We start from the raw sequence: 23,880 nt of genomic DNA on the forward strand, positions 1-23,880 counted from the left end.
TGGTTGTACAGTCGTAGTACTCTCTCCAAAGGCTGCTCGCCACGCGAGTATTCCCTTTGGTGGAGCTGCTCTAGGTTTGCGCAGTTGCCATTAACCAACCCTAATCCACACTAAGGGGGGTTGTCCGCATATGAGTTTAAGTATATGTCCCGTTGAGCATCCCTTTGGGCGATGCTAGCTTGGAAGCAAGATCCGAAGGGAGTCTCCTGCGCTGGCAGTTGACTTTCTTCGCAGGCCTCAGAGCTCATCGATAGCCTATTGCCTCTCCTGTCCTAACCTGCTCTTGGCTCGCTCCCTTGCTGAGCGAGGAGGTTTATTTTTCAACTGAGTAGGCGGTTTCTCGGCAGAGTTCTTGGAGGGGCGACAGAGGTGAGTTGCCTCTCTTTTCTGTTCGTGGAGGAGGACGTCTGTTGTCTTTTGTTATCTCTGTAAAGGATGATAACAAAGGCCGGTAGAAGTTATTGATTTTCTTAAGTAGTACTGATATATTCTTTGCGGTTGTCTTGTAATCCTTCTACAGGAGGCTGACATTGGTCAGGAGAAGAAAGCGTAAGAGCCGCCGTCGTTTGGAGGGGCGCAAAATTTTAGATCATATTCCTCAATTTAAATTAGATAGCGGCGAAGAAAAGTCTGTAACCGCCGCTCGGAGGTATATACAGGAAAACTCTATTCAGCCGCCTGCGCTGATTCTGGTTCGGCGAAACGAGCACACGGTAGACCGATTTTTCTGGGCGGAGAAGGGACTGTTTGGTGCGCAATATGTCGAAGAAAATCACTTTCTCTTTCCCAGCTTACGGGCTTTGCTAGCGGAGGTGGCGGCTGAGAAGCCGGAGAAAAAATCTCCCAAGGCTTTGGCAACTGCCGCTCAATAGTTTCTATATAATCGTTCCCGGCCTCAGGAGCTGAAGAAACAGCCCCCCAGGGGCGTTTGTTGTTATCCTCGGCAAGAGAACCATCCAACCAACGGGATCCCTTTCCGTCTAGCATCTATCTAGCCCTTCATGGCCTATCTTCGACTTCTCGGAGAGGGGTTTGCGCGCTACCCTACAAGAGATCCCGTCGGGAGGTTCTGGATGAGCCGACTGCCGCAGACCACCGCCCATGTACAAATTACCCGCCGCTCCTGGCAGGAGGGCGCTATTGAAGGGGAAGTCAACGCCAACGGTTGGGTTTGGCGCTTTTGCTGGCGCTTTCGAGCTGGGGAGCTGAAGGTGGAACCCTCCGTAGGACGGGCCTTGATTTGCGAGCCCTTGAGCCGCTTTTTGGAAAAATCTGACTATCTGTTGGAACCCGGCAGCAACTACTCGTTTGTGATTCGCAGCCGTCTCTAACCGGCCATCCAGGGATCCCTAGGCATGGAGGAGCAGGGGGAGAGGTGGCCAGGGTGCCAAGAAAGCTCTCCTCCAAGGGTGATGCTAGCTACATCTGCGCTTCCAGCGAACAGGCTCTAATATTGGGATGGTTGTTCTAGGAGCTGCCTTCATGACCTCTTCCTCCCACCTGACGAGTGCAGAGCGGGCAGTGGGTTCTGCCAATGGCCGGAAGGAGGCCCCTCTACTGGCGGAACGGGATCCCTTGGCCTGTGCCCTCCCCACAGATGAAGTGCTTGACCGCAGGAACAACCTGTTGAATCGCCGCCTGCAACTGGTGGAAGAACTTTGGGAATCCGTAATCCTGCAGGAGTGCGGGCAGCCTTTGGTGGATCTGCTGCGGCGGCTGCGCTCCATGTGTTCCCCTGAAGGGCAGGCCTTGGAGTACCCCATCCCGGAAGTACTACAAATTGTCGAGCATCTCAGCCTCGATGCAGCCATTCAAACGGCCCGCGCCTTCGCCTTGTTCTTTCAGTTGATCAACATCGTTGAACAGCATTACGAACGGGCAGAAGACTCAGATATGCGCATGGTGGACAGCCAGCAGCGCACCGTGCGGGAAAATGAAAAATTTGAACGTCTGTTCCCTTACCTGCGAGTTCAGGGGGTGCCGCCGGGACTGCTGCGCCGGCTGCTGGAGCGGCTGCACATCCGCCTGGTGTTCACCGCCCACCCCACCGAGATTGTCCGCCACACTATCCGCGAAAAGCAACGGGCCTTCTCCCGCCTGCTCAGCCAACTGGACTGGGCAGAGCAATCCCACCCTCTGCAGGCCCAGATGTTGAGAGAACAACTGGCGGAGGAAGTTCTGCTCTGGTGGCGCACCGACGAATTGCATCAGGCCAAGCCAACAGTACTCAACGAAGTCGATTACACCTTGCACTATTTTGAAGAGGTACTGTTTCAGGCTATCCCCCTGCTGCACGAATACCTCAGCCGCAGCCTGAAAAAGTCCTTTCCCAGCGTCGAGCCACCGCCAGCAGGATTTTGCAACTTCGGCTCGTGGGTAGGCGGGGATCGGGACGGCAACCCTTCCGTCACTGCCGACGTTACCTGGCAAACGGCCCGCTACCAGCGCAACCTAATTTTGGGCAAGTACATCGAGTCGGTGAAGGCGCTCACCAAAACCTTGAGCGTCTCTTTGCACTGGGGGGATGTGGACAGCCAGTTGCTGGATGCCCTTGAGCAGGATCGTCGCCTCATGCCGGAGGTTTACGAGTCCTTTTCGCTGCAATATCGCCAGGAGCCCTACCGGCTCAAACTCAGCTATATCCAGCGGCGGCTGGAGTTGACGCGGGAGCGCAACCGCAATTTGGCTGACTCCGCCTATCTGCCCGCTCCTCCCCCCGTGGACAACGCCTACGCCAATGCGGAAGAATTTCTGGCCGACTTGCAGCTTATTCAGAGCAGCTTGAAAAACAGTGGCCTCTCCTGCCGCCAGTTGGATCACCTCATTCACCAGGTGCAGGTCTTTGGCTTCCATCTGGCCCACCTGGATATCCGCCAAGACAGCAGCTACCACGAGGCCGCTCTCACCGAGATCTTCGAGTACCTGCGGATCTTGCCGCGGCCCTACAGCGAGATGACGGAGGCGGAAAAAACGGCTTTTCTCCTGCGGGAGCTGCAAACCCGCCGGCCCCTCATCCCTCTAGAAGCTCCCTTTTCCGATAAGGCGGCAGAGCTGATTGCCACCTTTCGCACCCTGCGCCGGCTGCAGCAGGAGTTTGGACCGGCCATGTGCCAAACCTATGTAATCAGCATGAGCCGCCAGCTGAGCGATCTGCTAGAGGTGCTGCTGCTGGCCAAGGAGGTGGGCCTTTATGATCCCATCAGCGGGCGGGGATCCCTGGCGGTGGTGCCGCTGTTTGAGACCGTTGAAGACCTCAAGCAGGCACCAGAGGTGCTGCGGCAGTTGTTGGAGATTCCTTTCTATCGCCAGTACTTGGCCCAGCAGGAAAACCTACAAGAGGTGATGCTGGGCTACTCGGATAGCAACAAGGATGCTGGCTTTCTAAGCAGCAACTGGGAGATCTACAAAGCCCAGCAGCGGCTGCAGGCAGTGGCCGAGTCCTATGGTGTGAAGTTGCAGATCTTCCATGGCCGGGGTGGCTCGGTGGGGCGCGGGGGAGGGCCAGCCTACGAGGCAATTTTGGCCCAGCCGGGACGCAGCGTGGGGGGCCGCATCAAGATTACTGAGCAGGGAGAGGTGTTGGCCTCCAAGTATTCTCTCCAGGATCTGGCCATTTTTAACCTGGAAACTGTTACCAGCGCCGTCATTCAGGCAAGCCTGCTGCGCACCTACCCCAATGACCTGCACGAGTGGTCGCGCCTGATGGAATCGCTGGCAGAGCGCTCTCGCCAGGTGTACCGCAACCTGGTCTATGAGCAGGAGGGCTTTGTGGAGTTTTTCCACGAGGTCACCCCCATTGAAGAAATTGGCCAACTGCAGATCAGCTCCCGCCCTGCCCGCCGCAGCGGCAACTCGAAAGATATCGGATCCCTGCGGGCCATTCCCTGGGTATTCAGTTGGACGCAAAGCCGTTTTCTCTTGCCCGCCTGGTATGGAGTGGGCACCGCTCTGGAGGAATACGCGGCTAAAGGCGAGCACAACCTCAACCACCTGCAGCATCTCTACCGCGAGTGGCCCTTCTTCCGCATGGTGATCTCCAAAGTGGAGATGACCCTGGCCAAGGCGGATTTGCAAATTGCCCGCCATTACGTGCGAGAGATGAGCTCCCCCGAGCGCCTGGCGCGGGCGATGGAGCTATTCGAGTGCATTGCCCAAGAAATGTACCGCACCCGCGAGATGGTTTTGAAAATTACAGGGCACAAGGAGCTGTTGGAGAACGACCCCTACCTGAAGCGCTCGGTGCAACTGCGCAACCGTTCAATCGTGCCTCTCGGGTTTATTCAGGTCTCGCTCCTCAAGCGCCTGCGTGGTAAGCAAAAGTCCCACCTTCACAACACCCAGTACAACCGCGCCGAACTGCTGCGGGGAGCTCTGCTCACCATCAACGGCATCGCTGCTGGTATGCGCAACACCGGTTGAGGATCGATGGATAAGGACAGCTACAGCCCTCTCCAACCGGCTTAAGATCTCTCCGGGAGGAAAGCAGTTGGGAGTCGCCCTTAGGCTAGAACGGCTTGAGGGTGAGGTCAGAACAAATCATCTTCGTACTCGTCTGGCTCCGCCTCTTGCACTTCCACCGATTCTACCTCGACAACGCGGCGGGAGGAGCGACGAGGTTTTTCATCGGCATAGCCCTCCTCCTGGTCTTGAGGCAGACGAGGGGGACGGCGGCGGGTGACTGTGCCCCGTTCTTCCTGCGCATCCTCGGGATAGTCCTCGGCAGCCGGGCGGCGAGGGGGAGCCTGCTCATCGTACTCGGCGTCTCGACGGGAGCGGGTCTCTGGCTCGTCGTAATACTCCTCCGCTTCCGGGCGACGGCGCGGGCGCACCCGGGTATCGCTGGTCAGTTGGGGCCGCGGGCGACGAGCTGGCTCCTCGCTACGTTCAGGAATGGAGCGACTGGCGGAGGAAGTGTCGCGAATGCGGGATCCGCTAGCCCGCGTGGAAACGCTGCGCGCCTGTGGATAGCCATCCGGTGGATAGGTGCGGCTGAAGCCCCGGCCCCGCACGTCCGGACGAAGCCCGCCTACCTGCCGTACCTTTTCGTTCAGGAGGATCCGCAATCGGAAAGTTTCGAGGGCAAACCAGCCGGCCACTACCGCCAACAGCACCTGGGCAAAAAACAGCAACGGGATCAGGCGCTGACCTTCCAAGAGCAGACAGACGGAATAGATCAGGCCCATCGTTGCGAAAATCACATCCGACTCTGCGGAGGCCTCGCGCTTGATAAAGCGAACGGCAAAGATGGCCCCACTAGCAATCGCCACCAGCGCTGCCATCAAAAAATAGGGGCTTTGGGTGAGAAACATGCCAGGGATCCCTAAACTGATGAAAACAGGAAGGCGTCAGGCCTTGCCCATTTCACAGCCGATCCTAACATCAATCCTCCCGGGGACAACCCTCCCGGTTTTAGGGCAGGATCCCTCAAAGGAAGGGGATCGGTGCTAGGATGGCCTGTACATTCCAGTAGGCTTCATGCTGTATCTGGCGCGGGTAGACAAGAAAAGTCTTTTTGGCCAGGCGGAGCTGCAGCTCTTGGCGCAGCAAGCCGAGGGTGGAGTTTGGACGCCGCTGCGCCAGCCGGAACGGGTTACCTCCAAGGAGGCAGCCTCCTACAACGTGGGGGTATTGCTGCTGGTTGAGCTTGCGGAAAATCGGCAGGTGCAGCGGGTGGAAGAGGCGGCGATGAAGTTGGTGGAGATGTTGCACAGCCTCTCGCAGGCCTGCAGCCTAGCCGACTTGGCGGAGATCGAAAGCTGGCGCCAATCTTTAACCCGGCAAAGCCAAGAGCTGAGTCGTCGCGAAGCCGAGGTGGCTGCCCGCCAAGAGCAACTGCAGCAGTGGGAAGCTCGCTTGCGGGAGAAGCTATCTTCCTAGACTGGGCTGAGATCGGGCCGTAGCTCGCGGGCACCTCGCAGATAGACGTGGTGCATCTCAGCTTGAGCCAGCGGGGTATTCAGTTGGATCAAAACGCGGATACAACGGGGCAGAGCGCCGTTGACGTCCATCTGTTGCACGTCCAACAGAGGCACCAACTCCCAGCCGGGGCGGCGGCGGGCAAATTGGGCGGGAAAGGCCGCGTTTAGATCGGGGGTGACGGAGAAAATGACGCTCACCAACTCCGCCGGATTGATGGCGTTACGATGTTCCAGGGCGTCCAGTAGCTCGTTCACCGCCGCACCAATGGCCTCGGCAGTGTTGGCCGGAACGGTGATGGCCCCTCGGATTGCTCTGACCCGCCACCCCAATGGCTACACCCTCACGCGCTTGAGCTCGTCTTGCTCCCAGAGAATTATACAGACTTGTCTCGAAGGGATCCTATCCCGCTGCTGGATCGGGTTACGGGGCGCGCTGTAACAACTTCTCCAGGATCTGGTCGTGGCTGAGGCCGGAGTCCACCCAGGCCTCTCCTTCCTTGAGGCGGGCGGCAGCGGTCAAGATAAACAAGTTGCTCTTCGCTCCCAAAGCCTCGCTGGTGGTTTGCACACAGGCCAGATCCTGGCCAGTCAACTGGCTAAACCAGGTGGCCAACAGCCCTGCCTCCAAAAAGCCCATCGGGCGCTTGAAGTGAGGGGGTGTGGCAGCGGCAAAGGGAGAGTTGCGGATTGACACCACCAGCACCCCCTGATTTTTGTAAGTCCAGTCGATGTCGATCAGCCCCCAGCCGTGGGTTTTCCAGGCTTGTTTGAGATTTTGTAAAAAGAGCCCCATCTCCAGCTCGGACAAAGGCTTCTGGTAGTAGTCAGAGAGCTCCTGGGCAAAGCGGCGGAAAAACTCTTTGCCCCACATACGGCCACAGTTGCGCAATACCAGGCGGGCGGCTTGCCCTGTCTCATATTCCAAGCCGGTGTAGATGCCCCGTAGCAATGCTTCTGGAAGGGCCAAGAGCCGGTCACCGTGGCGACTTGCCAGCAAACCGGACTCCAGATCGCCTTGCAGATAGGCGCTGGGCGCGTAGTAGTTGCCCAAAACAGGCGTATAGGGGTCGAAGCTGGTGGAGCCATTGGGGATAGCGGTGGTGCCGGCCATATGTCAAAGATCCCTGGGCTATCAAGTAGGGCAGCGTAATTGGGAAACTCAGCAGGAGAGACCTCTACTCAGTTGATCTGAGTCCGTCCAAAGAGAGCAAAGCTGCTTGCGCCTGGGTAATCAAGGGGCGAATAAACTCTAGCTCTCCAGGGGCCAGATGATCCCTTAGCTCTTGCTGACAAATCCGATAAGCAACCTCGTAGGCGCTTTGCAGCTTGTACAGGCGCACCTCTTCCTCCATCCACTCGATCAGCCGCTCCTTCAACAAGTTCTCGTCCTGGAGCAACATGGCCAGGGCGCTGTAACGCAGCAACAGGAGCAGGTGCCGCTGGCAGAGATCCACTACCTGAGAGGAAAGGTTGGGCATCTCCTTTTGAAGGGTGTTTAGGGTGCGGCTTACCATCTGGCTCTCCCGCTCCCGTACGGCCCGGTACACGTGCAGCCTTTTGGGCCAGCCCAGTACATAGGCCTTGAGCTGCTCCAGTTGCTCCGGTGTGAGGTAGCGGGCCTCTGCCTCAATTAGCATCTGCTCCAGTGGGCTCACCATCTCACTTCTCCCAAGTGTTGGTCGGTGCTTAGCGGGTGTCGGAGTTCAGAACAGGCTGAATAAATCGGCCAAAGTGATCTGTTCCTCTTCAGCCTGCGGCGGCGCTGCCGCCAGGGATCCCATAGAACGGGCCGCCAAGGCCAGGGGATCCCCCGCCCAGGGGATGGAGCCGAAGTGCTCTTGCACTCGTACAAAAGGCATGGGCAGGGAGGGGTCTTGCAGAGGGCGGTTATCCCAATTCAGGCGGGCAAAAAAGCTCTGCACCGACTCTTCCAGAAAAACCTCTGCCGTCATGACTTGGTCACTCCTTGCCCAGAGCGCAGCTTTTGGGCAATTTCGCCGGCAGTGGCCCCTTCGTTGAGCCAAAAGGCAGCCGCATCGATGCGATCTTTACTACCCAGCAAAAACTTGCAGTAGCTTTCCCCCATGGAATAGCACTGGATCTCGATGCAGTTGAGCTGTCGTTCCACCATGGCGCTGAAAAACCCGGCAAATAAGCCGGCGTAGAGGTGGCAAACAGGTTTACCCACGTCCCCCAGGGTGCGGGCCACGGCGGAGTCGAACAGATTAATGAAAATAAATCCCTGCCGCCGGCCCTCAGTCTCCACCTCCCAGCGCCCCCAGCCTTGCGAGGTCAAAGGCCACCACCAGGTTTCCAAAAGAAACATCAGGTGGCTCTGCTTCGGCTTGCGCCGATACTCCTCCTCGAACCAGTGGGAGAAGTGGATGGCATCGTTGCGCCCCCACTCGCGGCCAATGGTGTACATCAACGAGGCAGAGGCATCCCCCACTTCTTCTTCTAAGCCCTGCTGTAGGCCCAGGATAAAATCCTCGCTCACCAAGACATTGCGGGTGCCCGTCCAGTCCACCAGGGATCCCTGGGCAAGGTCGAAGCGAAAAAAGTCTTCGCGGCTGTAGTGATTGTGCCGTTGGGCAGCAGGCTGCAGGCTCAGCTCAATGAGACCCGTTGTCATAGCAGTGGGGAGGGTGGTAGTTTTTTTCTTGTACAGTACACTTCTAGCTGAATCATAACCTCTTCGCCGCGGGCTTTGGCCACAGCCGTCGATGGGTGCAACAGAGAGAGCGCCACCGCCAGGAAGCAGATGTGACGAAGAGGCTGCAGGGGTTTGGGCTTAGGCGGGGGGCCTGACTTTGACAAAGGCGATGGCCGAGCGCCACAGCAGCGATTCTTGTCCCTCTGCGTCTGCCAAACAGAGGCAGTCGGGATCCTGCCAGCGCAACTGGCCGACGAAGACATCTCCTGTGTTGAGCTTAACTTCCAAGATTTCCCGCTCCCGGATCACCTTCTGCAGGCGGCGCACACTTGGGATCCCAGTGTTGAACTCGGTCACGGCAGCCCTCTTGGCCAGCGAAAGGACAGAAAGCGCACTGCTCTCAGTATAGGGGATCCCTGCTGGCCCGCACCTTGGCTGGACAATCTCCATAGCCGGGATCCAAAAACACTCTTACCCCCTGACCCACTTTTTCTTTCGGCGGGTACTATGTAGGGGGGATGGCGCTTGGAAAAGACGGTAAGTCTTGTTGACCTGCCGTATTTTTTAAGCGAATCCACGGGTGTTCTCCCCGAAAAAAGTTAGCAGAATAGGGCTGGGGCGACAGAAAGTGCGCTTGTCGCCCTGGGGAAGGCAAATCCCAGCTTGGGATCCTTGTTGCCTGCTGTTTTGCTACAGAATTGTTTGTCTTTTTCAACCATCATCTGTGCAGGAGAGATCGTTATGGCAGTCGAGAAAGTGAACTCTTCTTCGAGCTTGGCCGAAGTGATCGACCGCATTTTGGACAAAGGGATCGTGGTCGATGCCTGGGTACGGGTTTCTCTGGTGGGGATCGAGCTGTTGGCCATTGAGGCGCGCGTCGTTGTGGCTTCGGTGGAAACCTACCTGAAATACGCCGAGGCTGTGGGCCTGACGGCTACCGCTGCTGCCCCTGCCGTCTAAATCTGCCCCAATCACTCGATCCCCTTGCCTTCAACACCGCGGGGGTCGAAGGGTTGGGTCGTCGGGAAGGCAAGGCAGGGAGCGGCTGTCGGTCTCTGCCTTGCTTCCTTAACTTCGGCTCGGGGATCGAAGCGGGCGGTGGTGTTGAGCTACAGGCCGTGCTGGTGGAGAGCGAGTTGGGAAAAAGCGGAGAACTGCATTCGCCCAGGCATTGAGAAGGACGTAGGGGGATTGCACACCATGAGTTTGCAGGAACAGTGGGCCGCGGCCCGCAGCCGACGGGCGGCTCAAAATCAAAGTTTGTTAAGCGGATCCCGGCAGCAGCGCCTGGAGCAGCACCGCGCTCTGATGGCCGAGCTGAGACAACGTTGCCAGGAACGACAAGAGGCAATACGGCAGCAGAGGGAACAAAGTCGCAGCCAACTGCGCAACCTGGAGCAGAGCCGGGTGGCGCAGCGGGCCTTGGACGAGCATTCTCGCCTGGAGGCTGTGGCCCAGCGGGCCAAAGCAGTGGCGGAGCTTCTCTCTCGCATGGCCCAAGAACGAGCTGCCCAATCGCAGGCCCAACAGCAGGAGCTGCGGACTTTTCGGGCCGACTTGGCTGCGACGGTGGAGAGCCTGCTGAGCACCTGTGCCCAGGCGCGGCAGGCCATGGCTAACCAAACCCGACAAGTGCGGCAGGCGTTCTGTGCCGAATTGCGGCAGCGGGTACAAGCTTTGCAGCAACTGGCGCGGCAGGAGCTGGCTCAGATTGCTCAAGAACAGCGGGCAGAGGCCGAGGCTTTGCGGCAGGCTTTGGCGGCTTTCCGCAGGGCGTTGCACGAGCAGGTGTGGGGGAATGGGATCCCAGGGGATCAGGCCATTGTCCCAGATCTTGAGGAATCTGAAGAGGGTGATAAGCCGCCTGAGAGCTCGGTCAAAGCTGCAGCAACGGTTTCGTCTGAGGTTACCCAACCAGAGCTTGGAGTTCCAGTCTCAGACAACACAGCCCCTCCCCCCCCTTCTGGGGCACCCCCTGAACCCTCCCCAGCTCCGCCTGCTTCGGCGCAGGAGGAAAGTTCGGATCGCATCATGGCCTACGTCCGCAAGTATGTAGAGGCTTTGCAAGCGCAGGATCCTAACCTAACCTTGCTGCAGGTGATCGGGGATCGGGAGCGGGTGCGGGATCTGCTAGCCCGGGCTGCGGTGGATCTGGGGGTGGATCCCTCGGAAATCTTGGCCACCTTGCGGCGTATGGTGTCAGCGACGGTTGTGGTCTGAGCCCAGCGCAATCCCTAGGAGCGCAAGAAAACCGTTGCGGCTATAGTCAAGGCAAGAGCGTCACGGCAATTGAGAGTTGGGTATTGCTATGGCCACGGTTCTGCAGGCGCGTCCCCGCCAATTTGTGAACACTCCTTACATCGAGCGGATTACCCGCCGCGCTTTGCGCTATCTGCAGTCGGGTTTTGCGGTGCATCTGCGGGGGCCTTCGGGCACGGGCAAGACTACCCTGGCGATGCATTTGGCCAGCCTGCTGGGCCGCCCCATCATGCTGATCTACGGCGATGATCGCTTTGATTCTTCCGACCTGATCGGCGGGCGCACCGGCTTTACCCATCGGCGGGTGGTGGATAATTTCATCCACTCGGTGGTGAAAATGGAAGAAGACGTGCGGCAGCGCTGGGTGGATGCCCGCCTCACCTTGGCCTGCCGCGAGGGCTTTACCCTCATCTACGACGAGTTCAACCGCTCCCGCCCTGAGGCCAACAACGCCCTCCTGAGCGCTTTGGAAGAGAGGCTGCTGGTGTTGCCGCCAGATAGCAACCGCTCCGAGTATCTGCGGGTGCATCCCCAGTTCCGGGCCATCTTCACCTCTAACCCAGAGGAATACACCGGGGTTCACAAGGCCCAAGATGCGCTGCTGGATCGGATGATCACCATCGATATGGGGGAACCGGACATCGAGACCGAAAAAGAGATCCTCACTGCCCGCATTGGTCTATCTGCCCCCGATGCCCTCAAGATCGTGCACATTGTGCGGGCTTTTCGCCGCAAGCTGGATTTGACCCGCCACCCTAGCCTGCGCAGTTGTCTGATGATCGGGCGCATCGTCAAGGAGCACGAGCTAGCGGTGAGCAAAGACAATGCCGACTTTCGCGCTTTGTGTGCCGACGTGCTGTTGCCCCGGGCCGGCAAGCGCTATGAAGAGGGATCCCAGTTGCTGAATTATCTGCTAGACCAACTGCCTGGCTAGGTCTTCTGCCTGTGGGTGCGCTCTGGAGGTCGATGAACCCTGTGCCGATTAGCTCTCAACCCTTGAATACGGCCACTCACGGCTCCTCGCTAGCCGACGTGTTGGAGCGGGTGCTGGATAAGGGCATTGTTATTGCTGGAGACATCACCGTTTCGGTGGGCAATGTGGAGCTGCTCAATGTCCGCATTCGGCTGCTGATCTCTTCGGTGGACAAGGCCAAGGAGATTGGGATCAACTGGTGGGAATCGGATCCCTATCTCAGCAGCCAGGCGCGGGAGCTGCTGGAAACCAACCGCCAGTTGCTGCAGCGGGTCAGCGAGTTGGAAAAGCAACTGGCCCAAGCTTTGCCCAAGGGAGGCAATGGTAAGGAGTGAACAACTCCCGACACCCATCTTCGTTAAGTCAACACAACATGGCTGACGCCACGCTGCGCGCACCGATAGCGTACGGGCTTCCCGCTTCCCAGACTTGTTGGTACAGAGGTCTCAGCGTGCGGCCACCCTGCAACCCACGGCGGGAAACTCTCCAGAGATTTAACTTGTGCTCCCCACTTGTAGCACGAACGGCTTTCATCCCGACACTGATTGGCTCTTCACCCATACAGTGCGGGGCTTCGCGCCGATTAAGCTAACACACTGCCCCACCAGCGGGGCCAGGGATCCCAGGCTAGACTGGCAGGTGGGGTGGTTTGATTGAGGTGACGCGCATGGCGGTTGGGATCGACCTTGAGCAGAGAAACAGGTGCCAGCTAAGGGGGCTGGCCTGGGCGGTGGGGGTGGCGCTGCTGCTGGCGATCCCCAGCCTGGCCTGGGGGCAAAGCCCGCGTGCCATCAGCATTAGCGCCGATGTCCAGGAGGCCAATGCCAACACGGGGGTGTTTGTAGCCACCGGCAACGTCACCCTCAGCTTCCCTGCCGAGCGCCTCACGGCCCGCGCCCAGAGAGCGGTGTACTACAGCCAGGAGCAGCGAATCGAGCTGGAGGGCCAGGTTACCATCCGCCAAGGGGAAAATCAGTTGCAAGCAGAAAAGGTCATCTATCACATCGAAAAAGGCACCATCCAGGCCGTGCCAGCAGCAGGAGGCCAGGTGGAGTCCGTTTATGTGCTACCGGAACCAACTGCAAGCCCCTAGCTAAGGCTTAGATCCAGATCCTGCTGAGAGAAGTGCTCCTCCGCTGTCGGCTTCTGGAAGAAACGCCCACGAAAGGATTCGAACCTCCGACCCCTGGGACCGGAACCCAGTGCTCTAGTCCGCTGAGCTACGTGGGCAGTGCATAGCCCCTATCCTACCCTCCAATTTCGCCTGCCTGCAAGTCTCGCAGGGGAGCAAAGCTACGGCGGTGCTGGGGGCTCGGCCCCAAGCGCTGCAGCGCCAATCGGTGCTCCTGGGTGCCATAGCCGACGTTGGTGCGCCAGCCGTAGCCGGGGTACTGCTGATCCCAGCTCTGCATCAGGGTATCCCGCCAGACTTTGGCTACGATAGAAGCGGCGGCGATGGAGAGGCTGAGCTGATCCCCCTTGATCAGCGCCGTCTGCCGGGATCCCAGCTCTGCCAACGGCAACCCATCCAGCAGGATGTGCTCCACTTCCCCCACCTGCGCCAGCGCCCGTTGCATGGCCAGCAGCGTGGCCTGGCGAATGTTGAGCCGGTCGATCTCGGCAGCAGAGGCACTGCCAATGCCTACGGCCAGGGCTACTTGGGCAATCCGCTCCGCCCAGTAGGCACGCTGCGGCGGGCGCAGTTGTTTGCAGTCCTTCACCCCTGACAGCGCCTCCGGCTCCAGATGGGCCGGCAAAATCACCGCTGCTGCCACCACCGGCCCGGCCAGAGCCCCTCGCCCCACCTCATCCACCCCCGCCACGCGCTGCATCCCTCGTTGCCACAGGGATCCCTCCCACCTCAGGCTGGGTTGCGCTGCCTTGTCCATACCCCAAGCTCTGGAGTCAACGATACTCTAGACTGAGCCAACTGACCAACGGCGGGGTTTGCTCCCGGGCTCAACGGGCTGGCTAGCTGCTGCGGGAGCGCCGTCGTCTGGAGGCTGCCGGAGATTGCTGAGACGGGTCGATGACTACCTCCTGGGGCGTCACCGTTGCCGCCGGCTCCGCCATTGATGACAGAGGCGGAGTTTCCGACTCGGGGAGCTCTGGTGGGGGAAGAGTATTCACCGGCTCCTGCTCCGGCAAAGCGGCGGCTTCAGGGGGAAACCTCTCCGCCGTGCCGTTGCCAGAAGTTGCACCGGCCTCCGCCTCTTCCGGGCTGGCCATCTTTACAGTGCCCGGCAGGGCCACCATCACCACTGTGTCGCGGCCTGAGGGCGGTGGCTGATCCAGGAGCAACAGCGGCGACAGCCCTAACTCTGAGTAGACCCGCTGTTGCAAGGGGGTCATCTCCACAGTAATGGCTTGCCGGGCTGGACGGCTTTCTGGGAACTCCACCCCACCGGCGCGAGCGGATCGCCCAGAGGCGGACTGGTCTTTGCGGGAACCCTGCTCTTCCGCATCTTCTCCCCAGTCAGGACGCCGGGATTCTTTGCGCTTCTGCTCCGCTCCGCCCCCTGCCGGCGGCAAGAGATCTTCCCCCGGCGGCTCCAGGCTGCCCCCTTCTGCCCCAATGTCCCCGCTCCGGGAAACTGGGCGCTGGCCTACGCGGGGATCCACCCACTCGTCGCGGGGGCGTTTGCGCCCCACCTCAATCCGTGGTTCCTCCAGATCCGGTCGCTGTTCTGGGGTGGGACGGGAGCGGCGCAAGGAGACACGGCCTTCGGTTCGCGACACCCCATCGCTCCCCAGCCGCAGACGCGTCCGCTGCGAGTCGCCCTCCTGGAGCAGGCTTGGGCTGGAACCGTCCTCTTCGCCCTCCTCCCCCTCAGTAGGCAACGTTACCGGCAGGCCACTTTCGACCGTCAACAGCCGTCCTGGCTCAGCTCCTGGCAGGCGGGCCAGGATCCCTAGCCCCTCACAAGTAGGACAAGAGTGGCCGAAGATCTCGTAAAGACTTTGCCCCTGCCGTTTGCGGGTGAGCTCCACCAGCCCCAATTCCGACAACTGAACCACCTGAGGGCGGGCTTTGTCGTGGGCGAGGGCCTTGTTGAAGTGCTCCAAAACCAGCAACTGGTCGCGGCGGGAATCCATGTCGATGAAATCCACCACGATCACGCCGGCAATGTTGCGCAGCCTCAGTTGACGAGCAATCTCGGTGGCCGCCTCACAGTTTGTCCACAGCACTGTCTCGCGAGAGGTGGCCGATTGGGTGAAAGAGCCGGAGTTGACATCGATCACCGTCAGGGCTTCGGTGGGCTCGATGACGATGTAGCCACCGGAGGGGAGATCCACCCGCGGTCGCAGCGCCTGCCGGATGACTGCATTGACCCGGAAATACTCCAGGATGGGGGTGGGATCACGGTGGGCATCGACCACGACGCCGGGCGGCATCTGGCCCTTGTTCCAACCTTGCAGATAGCTGCGCACCCGCTTTGCGCCAGCAACAGAGTCGGTAACGATGCGGTTTACATCCTCCGAGTAAACGTCCCGCAGCACCCGCTGGATAAAATCGTCGTCTCGGCTGAGCAGCCCTGGCCCTCGTGCCGCCTGATACTGCTGTTGAATATCCTCCCAGAGCTTTTTCAATTGCTCCAGGTCTTCGATCATCGCCTCTTCAGATACCCCCTCGGCCTCGGTGCGCACCAACAGGCCCATCTGCGGGGGTTTGATCAAAATGGCCAGCGACTTCAGGCGATTGCGTTCTTCCCGATCCTCAATGCGGCGGGACAGATGAACCCCTTTGCCGTAGGGTCGCAGCACCAAGTACCGCCCTGGAAAGGCCAGATCGCCGGTGAGGCGTGGCCCTTTGTTGCCGGTGGGCTCCTTCATCACCTGCACCAGCACCTTCTGCTGGGGCAGAACCAGCTCGGAGATGGAGGCATGGTTGCGCTTAAGGCGCAGCGGGCCTAGGTCGCTGACGTGAATAAAGCCGTTGCGTTCGCCGGAGCCGATGTTGACAAAGGCAGCGTCGATGCTGGGCAGGACGTTCTCGATGATCCCGACGTAGACATCTCCCACCTGGTGGGTGCCACTAGCAACAATCAGCTCTTGCACTTGGTCTTCAGCGAAGACAGCAGCGACGCGATGTTGCTCGTCAATGACAATCTGCCTGGGCATTAACCTTCCTCCCCGCCCCCAGGGCCTGCGGTTGTGGATTGAACCCTCCTTGCGGCGAGGTGCTGTTCTTTTGTCGGGATCCGCTCAATTAGCCAAAATCGATTCATCATGGGGCTGTCCATTACCCTAAGCTCTACTTTGACGGAGGATGACCGATTTGCTGGGCTTCCACTCCACCATCGATGAGGTGAATCCAAGCTCATCGCATCCTTAGGATTGGGTGGGATTTGCATGGGGATTCATGGATAGGCTCGGGAGGCAAGATGACACCACTCCGCCTCAGGCACCCCAGAAGAAATTAGATGATGGTTTGTGGCAGAAGCCCAATTGTGCCAGCCTAGATCCACAGAAAGACAGAGTTTGCACGCAGAAAGAAACACCTTTTCAGGGGAAAATAGAATGCTAGAGACAGGCCAAAGGGGCACACCTCTCTGTACCACCTATCAGCTGGGCCCTGTTGCGCCCGTTACCTGACCTGGGTACTGAGTTAGAATTGACACTCCCTCCGCCTGAAGGTGGGGGATTCTTACGTAGTCCACAGACGAACTCGTAAAGGCGTTGTCAAGCCGCCTCTAGACAGTTCCTTGGGGCAAAGTTCCAAGGTTCTGCTCACTTTTCTGTTCGCGTAGCGGGACAGAGTCCTTTCAGGTTGGCTGAGACGTTGGCATCCCCTAGGCGCTTGCCACCGCCCGGTTTTCTCACCGTGATTAGGTGCTCGCCTGGAAACAGTACGCCTCATCACTAAGTATACTAACTCTATAAGCACCATTGGCGAGCAACCAGAGTTGCCCATGGTCTCTTCGGCTCCACCTTAAAGTAAAAGTATGGGGCTGCCAAGTTATCTTTCTGTGTCTCCATTTCAGAAGATGCCTGCCCTGCCTTTGGCCAGGTTGTCCTGGTAAGCCCTGCAGCGGCAGAAGCCAGCAATAGAAATAGCGCCTGTCGGATCCCTCAGCCCAGACAGGGACGGGAAGCAGCCTTGGTCTCCTTTTTGTCCGGTTGATCCTGGGGCCGCTCCTCAGTTGGGATCGGAGGTGCCGTTGTCCCAGAGCAGTCGCAGCCGCTTGGCCATCTGTAGCGTCCAGCGGGGCAGGCCCAAGGCCTCGGCCATTTGCAGCAGTTGGGCGGGCCGCAGGTAAGCGCCGTCGTTGCGGCAACTGCCGCGGTAGAAGAGGCAGGCACTGCCGTCAGGGGCTAAGCCCTGGAACTCTAGGTAGTAAAGCAGGGGACGGGCATTGAAGAGGGAAGCTTTGCCCGCCTTGGAAGATTTCTCAATCCAAATTTCCCGCGCATCCAGGATCTGGGTAACCCAGGCAGGCCAATTGGCAGTAGGCGACTCGCAGCTAACAGTGAGCTGATACTCGGCGGCATAGACGGCTTCGGTGGCTGAGGGATCCCGCAGGCCAATCTCTTGAATGGCCTGGATGGAGATTTCGGGGGGCAGTTGCTCGGCAAGCAGGGCGCGCAGCTCCTCCGGGGCAAAGGGAGCCCCAGGGCGGGCCAGGAGTTCCAGATCGAGGATCTCCCCATAGCCTTCCTGGCCGATGGGCAGGGCGTTGGCGTTGGCCAGGCGGGGCATGGGGTGATAGCCGCCGCTAAAGGCCAAGGGCAAGCCGGCGCGCCGACAGGCCCGTTCCCACAGCCGCATCAGATCCAGGTGGCCCAGCCAGCGCAGATCCCCGGTTTTGCCGTAGGTGATGCGGAAGCGCTGGGCGGGCGGCTCTGGCTCGAGAGGATCCGGGGTGGGGGTGGGCCGGCTTTGCAGGGGCGGGACGGGCGGGGGCGGGATAACGATGTTGTGGCCAAAGCCGGGGCCGCAGATGCCGCAGGCGGAGCACTTCTCAAAGGAACAATCTTCCACCGTGATGGCTTCCAGGGCGCGGTGGTAGTCTTTCTGTAGCCATTTTTTGTCGATGCCGGTATCGATGTGATCCCAGGGCAAGGGATCCTCCAAACCCAGCTCGCGCATGGGGAGATGGGCGCAAAGGGCAACCGGGTCGGCGCTGGGATCCACGGCTTCGCCACCATAGGCCTTCACCCAGGCAGCATAGGCGGCGTCGATGTTTTCCCACCAGGCGTCCAGGCCAGCGCCGGCCCGCCAGGCCTGCTCGATCATGCGGCCCAGGGAGCGATCCCCCTTGCCGATAAAGTCCTCCAGGATGCTGAAGCGGATATCGGTGAAGTGGGCCTTGACCCTCCGCAGCCGTCGCAGTTCCTTTTGCAGCAGGCCCTGCTTGCGCTGCACGTCGGCGTAGTCTACCCGATGCCACTGGAAGGGCGTGTGGGGTTTGGGGACAAAGTTGGAGACCGTGAGGGTAAACTCCACCTTCTTGTGACCCAAGGCTGCACACTCTCGCTGCAGCATTTCGACAGTGCGGGCAATCCCAATGACATCGGCGTCGGTCTCGCCGGGCAGGCCAATCATGAAATAAAGCTTAATTTTGTCCCAGCCCTCCTGGACGGCGGTGCGGATGCCACGGATGAGGTCGGCATCGCTCAGGCCCTTGTTGATGATGTCCCGCAGCCGTTGCGTGCCCGCCTCTGGGGCAAAGGTCAGACCGGAGCGGCGGGATCCCTTCATGATGGCGGCAATTTGCCCATCGAAGCGATCCACCCGTTGGCTGGGCAGCGAGAGCGCAACCTGCTGGCCAAGGAGACGGTTGTGCAGCTCGGCCCCCACCGCCGGCAGGGAAAGGTAGTCGGAGCAACTGAGGGAGGAGAGGGAAAATTCGTTGTAGCCGGTTTTGCGCAGGCCCTGCACCACCGCTTCCACTACTGCTTCCGGCTCCACATCGCGGGCTGGACGGGTGAGCATGCCCGGCTGGCAAAAGCGACAGCCGCGGGTACAGCCCCGCCGCACTTCCATCACCAGGCGGTCGTGCACCGTTGCCACCAGCGGCACTAGGCCAATGGAGTACTGCGGTTGGGGCAGCGCTACGCGGCGGCGAATACGCTCCGGCACGCCGGGCACGATGGGTCGGGGCGGGATCCCCTCGTAGAACTGGGGCACGTACACCCCCGGCACCTGAGCCAATTCCAAGAGCACTTCTCGGCGGGGCTTGTGCAGGGATCCGGCCAAGACCTGGCCGATCTCCGGCAGTACCTCTTCCCCATCCCCAAAGACGAAGAAGTCAAAAAAGTCGGCAAAGGGCTCTGGGTTGGAGGTGGCGGTCGGCCCACCGGCAAAGATCAGGGGACACTCTTGCGGGGTGAAGGCTTGCCGTTCCCACCATTTGAGCGGGATCCCGGCCAGATCCAGCATCTCTAAGATGTTGGTGCCCCCCAGCTCGTAGGCCAGGCTGAAGCCGATAATATGGAAAGCGCGCAAGGGGCGGCGCGATTCTACGGCAAACAGCGGGATCCGGAACTGCCGCATCCGGGCCGCCAAATCCGGGCCTGGCAGATAAGTGCGGTCGCACAACTGATCCGGCTGGGCGTTGAGGATGTTGTAGAGAATGATGTGGCCCAGGTTGGAAGCCCCCACCTCGTACAGCTCTGGGTAACTCAGCACCCAACGCACCCGCGCCGAGTCCCAGGGGCGGTGGGCGGCGCCGAATTCTTTCCCCAAGTAGCGGGCTGGCCGCTGGATCTCAGGCGTGAGCAGGCGATCCAGATCGATGGGGCCTAGATGGGCTTGCGTGGCAGCCGGAGAGAGCATGGGGATCCGAGCAAGAAGTGAACGCAGCTACTGATCTGACTCTAGCCGAACTTTCCCGGCAGCCCAAACCCAGGGCGGATAGAACAGCAAAACTCTTTCTCAACCCCATCTCCCCTCTCCTTCTGGGAGAGGGGTTGGGGGTGAGGGCGCACATCACTTCGGCAACCGCTGCAAGGCCAGCACCAACTGTTCGTACTCAGCCAAATGGTTGTAAACCTGGGCCGAGATGCGCACCCAAAGCTGGCCGGCAAAGGGAATGATGGGAACTTCGATGCGGTGCATCTGCCAGAGGTAGTCGTGCAGGCGGCGGGCCCGCTCCGCCAAGGGCAGCTCCGGGATCCACTGTTGCCAGAAGGGTGGCAAGGGCAGGGTCGCCATGAAGCCCAACATCTTCTCAGGGGCGGGTGGGATCCCTTCCAGTTTTTCCAAGAGCAACTGCCGCGCCTGCAGCAGCAGCGTGTGGTTGTACCGGCGCAGCCTCTCCACCCCCAGCTCCCGGATGAAGGCCAGGGCTGCCGAGATGGCCAGCCAAGCGCTGGGATCGCGGGTGCCCACCCAGTCGAACTCGGCTGTGAACCCTTGCCCATAGCCGTGGGAGATGGCCAGGGGATGGGTTTGGGCCTGGCGGTGGGGGGCTACCCACAGAAAGGCACAGCCTTTGGGGGCAAACAGCCACTTGTGGGCGTTGCCGGTGTACCAATCGGCTCCTAGGCTTTCCAACTCCAACGGGAGAACCCCCGGCGCATGGGCCCCGTCCACCAAGACCGGGATCCCGCGCTGCCGACAGAGGCCAACAAGCTCCGCCAAGGGGTAGATCAGGGCCGTGGGCGAGGTGAGGTGATCCACCACCGCCAGCCGAGTCTGGGGGGTGAGAATGGCTGCAAATGCTGCCAGAACCTGCTCCGGCCCCGCAATGGGGAAGGGGATCTGCGCTTCCGCCAGCACGGCCCCCCAGCGTTCACAGACATAGCGCAACGCCTGGCGGACAGCCCCGTAGCCATGGTTGGTACAGGCAATCTGATCCCCTGGCCGAAACGACAGCGAGCGCAACACCGTGTTGATGCCGCCAGTGGCATTTTCCACAAACACGAGATTTTCCGGTTCGGCCCCGACAAACTGGGCCAGCTCTGCCGCCGCCGCCCGCAAAGCCCGCGGCAGCTCTTCCCCCATAAACTGCACCGGCTGGGCCTCTAGGCGTTCTTGCCAAGCACTTTGGGCCTGCAACACCTTTTTCGGGGTCGCACCGAAAGAGCCGTGATTCAAAAAAATGGCCTGGGGATCCAGCCCCCACAACGAGCGGTCGCAAAGCGGTGCCTCGGCACTGGCAGCCGCTTCCAAGCAGCAGGGATCCGATCTGGCACTTGAGGAAAAAGACATGGCTGAGCCGCCTGGGTTACAAAAATCTGGGATCCGCGTCCAAGCAGCTTGCCCGGAAACTTAAAAGTGTCAAAGCTAGATGGACAGGGCTGCGGTTAGACCATCGGATTGGAGGAGAGTTCTTTAGCTTCATTGGCGGGAAGCCCCGCACTGTATGGGTGAATTGTGTTGACTCAAGAGCCAATCAGTGTCGGGATAAAAGCCGTTCATGTTACAAGTGAGGCGAACAAGTTAAATCTCTGGAGAGTTTCCCGCCGTAGGTCACACGGTAGCAGCACGCTGAGACCTCTGTACCAACAAGTCTGGGAAGCGGGAAGGCCGTACGCTATCGGTGCGCGCAGCGTGGCGTCAGCCATGTTGTGTTTGCTCAACGAAGATGAGTGTCGGGAGTCGTTCACTGCGGCTGCGAGCATTTTATCAAGGCTGCGGCAGGGTTGTATCTTGGGGGAGCGACAGGTTAAGTTTGTTGAAGGACTTTTAATAACCGGGTGTTCCTCTTCTCTATGAACAAGCCTCTATCCCCCCAGCGCTGGCTAATTGCCTTCGTGCTGGGCTTTTGTCTCTGGCAGGGATCCGGCCTGGTGCTGCAGCCACCACCTGCCTACGCCGCTCTGGCCTCTGCCCTCACCTACGACCGCTTCTTGCGCTACGTCGAGGAGGGGCGAGTTACCGATGTGCGCCTCCTCGATAACAACCTGGTAGCCGAAGTTACGGCTGTCGACCCCCAAACGCAGCGTTCTACCCGCTACCGGGTTAACCTGCTACCCAACACTGTGCCGCAACTGGTGGACCGCCTCACCGAGCAGGGGATCGAGGTGGCCGTAGTGCCTACCCGCGATGGCAGCGCCTTCTGGGCGATCTTGGGCAACCTGGTCATCCCGGTGCTGCTGCTGGGGGGGTTGTTCTTGTTCCTGCGCCGCGCGGGCGGAGCAGCAGGCGGCCCTGGACAAGCGATGAACTTCGGCAAGTCGCGGGCCCGCTTCCAGATGGAAGCCAAAACCGGCGTCAAGTTCGACGATGTAGCCGGGATCGAGGAGGCCAAAGAAGAGCTGCAAGAGGTGGTTACCTTCCTGAAGAAGCCGGAGCGCTTCACTGCCGTAGGGGCCAAGATCCCCAAAGGCGTGCTGTTGGTGGGGCCGCCTGGGACGGGTAAGACCCTCCTGGCCAAAGCCATTGCCGGTGAGGCGGGAGTGCCCTTTTTCAGCCTCTCCGGCTCCGAGTTCGTGGAGATGTTCGTTGGCGTAGGAGCCTCGCGAGTGCGGGATCTCTTCAAGAAGGCCAAGGAGAATGCTCCCTGCATCGTCTTCATCGACGAGATCGACGCCGTGGGTCGGCAGCGGGGGGCTGGCATCGGCGGCGGCAACGATGAGCGCGAGCAAACCCTAAACCAGTTGCTGACGGAAATGGATGGGTTTGAAGGCAACTCGGGCGTAATTGTTATTGCTGCAACCAACCGCCCGGATGTGCTGGATGCGGCGCTCCTACGGCCAGGGCGCTTCGATCGCCAGATTACGGTGGATCGGCCCAGCTTCAAGGGGCGTTACGAGATCTTGCGCGTCCATGCCCGCAACAAGAAGCTGGCGGAGGAGGTCAGCCTGGAGGCCATTGCCCGCCGCACTCCTGGCTTTGCCGGCGCTGATCTGGCCAACCTGCTCAACGAGGCGGCCATCCTGGCGGCTCGCCGTCAGCACAAGGCCATCACCAACCAGGACATCGACGACGCCATCGATCGCATCACCATTGGCCTGACCAAGCCGCCGTTGTTGGACGGGAAGAGCAAGCGCCTGATCGCCTACCACGAGTGCGGCCACGCCCTGCTCATGACCCTCTTGCCCCACGCGGATCCCTTGAACAAGGTGACCATTATCCCCCGTTCCGGGGGTGCCGGCGGCTTTGCCCAGCAACTGCCCAACGAGGAGCAGATCGACTCCGGCATGTACAGCCGCGCCTGGCTCTTGGATCGGGTGGTGGTCGGTTTTGGTGGTCGGGCAGCTGAGGAGATTGTCTTCGGCTACTCGGAAGTGACGACGGGGGCTAGCAACGACCTGCAGCAAAACACCAACCTGGTGCGGCAGATGGTGACCCGCTTTGGGATGTCCGAGTTGGGGCCGCTGATGTGGGATCCGCCCAACAACGAAGTCTTTTTGGGCGGTGGCTGGATGAACCGCGTCGAGTACTCCGAAGATGTGGCCGCCAAGATCGACCGACAAGTGCGGCAAATCCTGGAGAGCTGCTACCAGAAAGCCAAGCAAATCTTGCTGGAGCACCGTGCTCTGCTGGATCGCCTGGCCGACACCTTGGTGGAACGGGAAACCCTAGATGGGGACGAGTTTCGGGCCATTGTGGCAGAATATGTGCCCATCCCGGAGAAGATCGGGTTGCCCAGCCCGAAGACTGCCTAGGGATCCCCTCCCATTGCTGGATTGATTGGCTTAGGAGGGTGGTTGTTGGGGTTGGCGCCCGGCAACTGCCCTCTCCTTTTGCGGCTGTCGTCAACTGTTGACACTCCCCCCGACTAAAGTCGGGGGATTCTTACACAGTCCACAGACGGACTCGCAAAGGCGCTGTCAAGACGCCCCTAGACAGTCCCTTGAGACAAAGCCCCAAGGTTCTGCTTACCTTCCTCAGCAGGTTAGCGGCAGCATTGGCATCCGCATTCACCAACCACCCTCTTGCCGTTTGGTACAGCCCCCGCTTTACCCGCTTCCCAGAAGGTTGCCACCGGTCGGGTTTTTCACCGTAGTTGGGTAGCTCATCCCCATCCAAGGAGCTGGCTTGGGAACTGTACGCCTCATCCACCTCGATAAACTCAATGCCGTAGTGTTGACATAGCTCCTCCATGCGCTCCTTCAACCGCTCGGTGGAAATGAAGACAAAGTTTTGGTTGTTGCTCTTGCCTAGATTGCACTCTTGCTTTTGC

The 23,880-nt window shown here is 59.9% G+C and carries 22 protein-coding genes and 1 tRNA gene; 10 read left to right on the top strand and 13 right to left on the bottom strand.

The window, feature by feature from the left end:
• Nucleotides 1–530: 530 nt before the first annotated feature.
• The 3 genes from NW852_RS05410 to ppc all read left to right on the top strand — a co-directional run bounded on the left by NW852_RS05410 (nt 531) and on the right by ppc (nt 4,419).
• A complete protein-coding gene (locus tag NW852_RS05410; protein WP_414364309.1) occupies nt 531–872 on the top strand; it encodes a DUF3155 domain-containing protein in 342 nt (113 codons plus the stop codon).
• Nucleotides 873–1,073: 201 nt separating this feature from the next.
• Nucleotides 1,074–1,331: a DUF3146 family protein gene (locus NW852_RS05415; RefSeq protein ID WP_414371317.1), complete on the top strand. Its 258-nt coding sequence runs from the start codon at nt 1,074–1,076 to the stop codon at nt 1,329–1,331.
• A 151-nt stretch (nt 1,332–1,482) separates the two neighbouring features.
• Nucleotides 1,483–4,419 carry a phosphoenolpyruvate carboxylase gene (gene ppc, locus NW852_RS05420; protein WP_414426521.1) on the top strand — a complete coding sequence of 979 codons (2,937 nt, stop codon included), beginning with the start codon at nt 1,483–1,485 and terminating at the stop codon, nt 4,417–4,419.
• Nucleotides 4,420–4,526: 107 nt separating this feature from the next.
• Here the strand turns inward: ppc and NW852_RS05425 are convergent, their stop codons facing one another.
• Nucleotides 4,527–5,309 carry a Ycf66 family protein gene (locus NW852_RS05425; RefSeq protein WP_414371321.1) on the bottom strand — a complete coding sequence of 261 codons (783 nt, stop codon included), beginning with the start codon at nt 5,307–5,309 and terminating at the stop codon, nt 4,527–4,529.
• 166 nt (nt 5,310–5,475) lie between these two features.
• Between NW852_RS05425 and NW852_RS05430 the strand changes: the two genes are divergently transcribed.
• Entirely contained in the window at nt 5,476–5,877 is a 402-nt protein-coding gene (locus NW852_RS05430) for a hypothetical protein (protein ID WP_414364316.1), read from the top strand.
• On the opposite strand, the gene aroH is transcribed toward NW852_RS05430, so the two are convergent.
• The 6 genes from aroH to NW852_RS05460 form a co-directional block, all read right to left on the bottom strand.
• Complete coding sequence (aroH, locus tag NW852_RS05435; protein ID WP_011429723.1) at nt 5,874–6,248, bottom strand: chorismate mutase; 375 nt, start codon at nt 6,246–6,248, stop codon at nt 5,874–5,876. The genes NW852_RS05430 and aroH overlap by 4 nt on opposite strands.
• A gap of 91 nt (nt 6,249–6,339) precedes the next feature.
• Entirely contained in the window at nt 6,340–7,029 is a 690-nt protein-coding gene (locus NW852_RS05440; protein WP_414371323.1) for a V4R domain-containing protein, read from the bottom strand.
• Nucleotides 7,030–7,093: 64 nt separating this feature from the next.
• Nucleotides 7,094–7,576 (bottom strand): hypothetical protein, encoded by a 483-nt coding sequence (locus NW852_RS05445; protein ID WP_414364319.1) that lies wholly within the window; start codon nt 7,574–7,576, stop codon nt 7,094–7,096.
• Between the two features lie 45 nt (nt 7,577–7,621).
• A complete protein-coding gene (locus tag NW852_RS05450; protein WP_414364320.1) occupies nt 7,622–7,870 on the bottom strand; it encodes a hypothetical protein in 249 nt (82 codons plus the stop codon).
• The gene (locus tag NW852_RS05455) at nt 7,867–8,550 is read right to left on the bottom strand and encodes a V4R domain-containing protein (RefSeq protein ID WP_414371328.1); all 684 of its coding nucleotides are present in this window, start codon (nt 8,548–8,550) and stop codon (nt 7,867–7,869) included. The genes NW852_RS05450 and NW852_RS05455 overlap by 4 nt, the downstream gene beginning before the upstream one ends.
• A 159-nt stretch (nt 8,551–8,709) precedes the next feature.
• The gene (locus NW852_RS05460) at nt 8,710–9,021 is read right to left on the bottom strand and encodes an Hfq-related RNA-binding protein (RefSeq protein ID WP_414371331.1); all 312 of its coding nucleotides are present in this window, start codon (nt 9,019–9,021) and stop codon (nt 8,710–8,712) included.
• A 291-nt stretch (nt 9,022–9,312) separates the two neighbouring features.
• Here NW852_RS05460 and gvpA point away from each other — a divergent pair, with 291 nt between their 5' ends.
• From gvpA to NW852_RS05485, 5 genes are all read left to right on the top strand, one after another.
• Nucleotides 9,313–9,531, top strand: a complete 219-nt coding sequence (gene gvpA / locus NW852_RS05465; RefSeq protein ID WP_011429717.1) for a gas vesicle structural protein GvpA — start codon at nt 9,313–9,315, stop codon at nt 9,529–9,531.
• A gap of 240 nt (nt 9,532–9,771) precedes the next feature.
• Entirely contained in the window at nt 9,772–10,791 is a 1,020-nt protein-coding gene (gvpC, locus tag NW852_RS05470; RefSeq protein ID WP_414426522.1) for a gas vesicle protein GvpC, read from the top strand.
• A gap of 88 nt (nt 10,792–10,879) precedes the next feature.
• Nucleotides 10,880–11,764, top strand: a complete 885-nt coding sequence (gene gvpN / locus NW852_RS05475) for a gas vesicle protein GvpN (RefSeq protein WP_414334468.1) — start codon at nt 10,880–10,882, stop codon at nt 11,762–11,764.
• A gap of 32 nt (nt 11,765–11,796) precedes the next feature.
• On the top strand, nt 11,797–12,138 hold the full coding sequence (locus NW852_RS05480) for a gas vesicle protein (protein ID WP_414364327.1): 342 nt from the start codon (nt 11,797–11,799) through the stop codon (nt 12,136–12,138).
• A 332-nt stretch (nt 12,139–12,470) separates the two neighbouring features.
• On the top strand, nt 12,471–12,896 hold the full coding sequence (locus tag NW852_RS05485; RefSeq protein ID WP_414398569.1) for an LptA/OstA family protein: 426 nt from the start codon (nt 12,471–12,473) through the stop codon (nt 12,894–12,896).
• 63 nt (nt 12,897–12,959) lie between these two features.
• Here the strand turns inward: NW852_RS05485 and NW852_RS05490 are convergent.
• From NW852_RS05490 to NW852_RS05510, 5 genes are all read right to left on the bottom strand, one after another.
• A tRNA-Arg gene (locus NW852_RS05490) sits at nt 12,960–13,033 on the bottom strand.
• 17 nt (nt 13,034–13,050) lie between these two features.
• A complete protein-coding gene (locus tag NW852_RS05495; protein ID WP_414371337.1) occupies nt 13,051–13,692 on the bottom strand; it encodes a ribonuclease HII in 642 nt (213 codons plus the stop codon).
• 82 nt (nt 13,693–13,774) lie between these two features.
• A complete protein-coding gene (locus NW852_RS05500) occupies nt 13,775–15,925 on the bottom strand; it encodes an Rne/Rng family ribonuclease (protein ID WP_414364331.1) in 2,151 nt (716 codons plus the stop codon).
• A gap of 1,018 nt (nt 15,926–16,943) precedes the next feature.
• A complete protein-coding gene (locus NW852_RS05505) occupies nt 16,944–19,583 on the bottom strand; it encodes a TIGR03960 family B12-binding radical SAM protein (protein ID WP_414426523.1) in 2,640 nt (879 codons plus the stop codon).
• Nucleotides 19,584–19,736: 153 nt separating this feature from the next.
• Entirely contained in the window at nt 19,737–20,960 is a 1,224-nt protein-coding gene (locus NW852_RS05510; RefSeq protein ID WP_414364335.1) for an aminotransferase class V-fold PLP-dependent enzyme, read from the bottom strand.
• Between the two features lie 503 nt (nt 20,961–21,463).
• Here NW852_RS05510 and ftsH point away from each other — a divergent pair.
• Entirely contained in the window at nt 21,464–23,362 is a 1,899-nt protein-coding gene (gene ftsH, locus NW852_RS05515) for an ATP-dependent zinc metalloprotease FtsH (RefSeq protein ID WP_414364337.1), read from the top strand.
• Between the two features lie 130 nt (nt 23,363–23,492).
• Here the strand turns inward: ftsH and NW852_RS05520 are convergent.
• On the bottom strand, nt 23,493–23,880 hold a 388-nt coding region (locus tag NW852_RS05520; protein ID WP_414426524.1), incomplete at its 5' end, for a zinc ribbon domain-containing protein.

The organism is Synechococcus sp. H60.1 (assembly GCF_047462335.1).
Lineage (GTDB): Bacteria > Cyanobacteriota > Cyanobacteriia > Thermostichales > Thermostichaceae > Thermostichus.

Coding starts and splice junctions, on each gene's coding strand:
- NW852_RS05415 (WP_414371317.1), top strand. CDS start 1,074: ATGAGCCGACTGCCGCAGACCACCGCCCATGTACAAATTACCCGCCGC.
- ppc (WP_414426521.1), top strand. CDS start 1,483: ATGACCTCTTCCTCCCACCTGACGAGTGCAGAGCGGGCAGTGGGTTCT.
- NW852_RS05425 (WP_414371321.1), bottom strand. CDS start 5,309: ATGTTTCTCACCCAAAGCCCCTATTTTTTGATGGCAGCGCTGGTGGCG.
- NW852_RS05430 (WP_414364316.1), top strand. CDS start 5,476: ATGCTGTATCTGGCGCGGGTAGACAAGAAAAGTCTTTTTGGCCAGGCG.
- NW852_RS05440 (WP_414371323.1), bottom strand. CDS start 7,029: ATGGCCGGCACCACCGCTATCCCCAATGGCTCCACCAGCTTCGACCCC.
- NW852_RS05445 (WP_414364319.1), bottom strand. CDS start 7,576: ATGGTGAGCCCACTGGAGCAGATGCTAATTGAGGCAGAGGCCCGCTAC.
- NW852_RS05450 (WP_414364320.1), bottom strand. CDS start 7,870: ATGACGGCAGAGGTTTTTCTGGAAGAGTCGGTGCAGAGCTTTTTTGCC.
- NW852_RS05455 (WP_414371328.1), bottom strand. CDS start 8,550: ATGACAACGGGTCTCATTGAGCTGAGCCTGCAGCCTGCTGCCCAACGG.
- NW852_RS05460 (WP_414371331.1), bottom strand. CDS start 9,021: ATGGAGATTGTCCAGCCAAGGTGCGGGCCAGCAGGGATCCCCTATACT.
- gvpA (WP_011429717.1), top strand. CDS start 9,313: ATGGCAGTCGAGAAAGTGAACTCTTCTTCGAGCTTGGCCGAAGTGATC.
- gvpC (WP_414426522.1), top strand. CDS start 9,772: ATGAGTTTGCAGGAACAGTGGGCCGCGGCCCGCAGCCGACGGGCGGCT.
- gvpN (WP_414334468.1), top strand. CDS start 10,880: ATGGCCACGGTTCTGCAGGCGCGTCCCCGCCAATTTGTGAACACTCCT.
- NW852_RS05480 (WP_414364327.1), top strand. CDS start 11,797: ATGAACCCTGTGCCGATTAGCTCTCAACCCTTGAATACGGCCACTCAC.
- NW852_RS05485 (WP_414398569.1), top strand. CDS start 12,471: ATGGCGGTTGGGATCGACCTTGAGCAGAGAAACAGGTGCCAGCTAAGG.
- NW852_RS05495 (WP_414371337.1), bottom strand. CDS start 13,692: ATGGACAAGGCAGCGCAACCCAGCCTGAGGTGGGAGGGATCCCTGTGG.
- NW852_RS05500 (WP_414364331.1), bottom strand. CDS start 15,925: ATGCCCAGGCAGATTGTCATTGACGAGCAACATCGCGTCGCTGCTGTC.
- NW852_RS05505 (WP_414426523.1), bottom strand. CDS start 19,583: ATGCTCTCTCCGGCTGCCACGCAAGCCCATCTAGGCCCCATCGATCTG.
- NW852_RS05510 (WP_414364335.1), bottom strand. CDS start 20,960: ATGTCTTTTTCCTCAAGTGCCAGATCGGATCCCTGCTGCTTGGAAGCG.
- ftsH (WP_414364337.1), top strand. CDS start 21,464: ATGAACAAGCCTCTATCCCCCCAGCGCTGGCTAATTGCCTTCGTGCTG.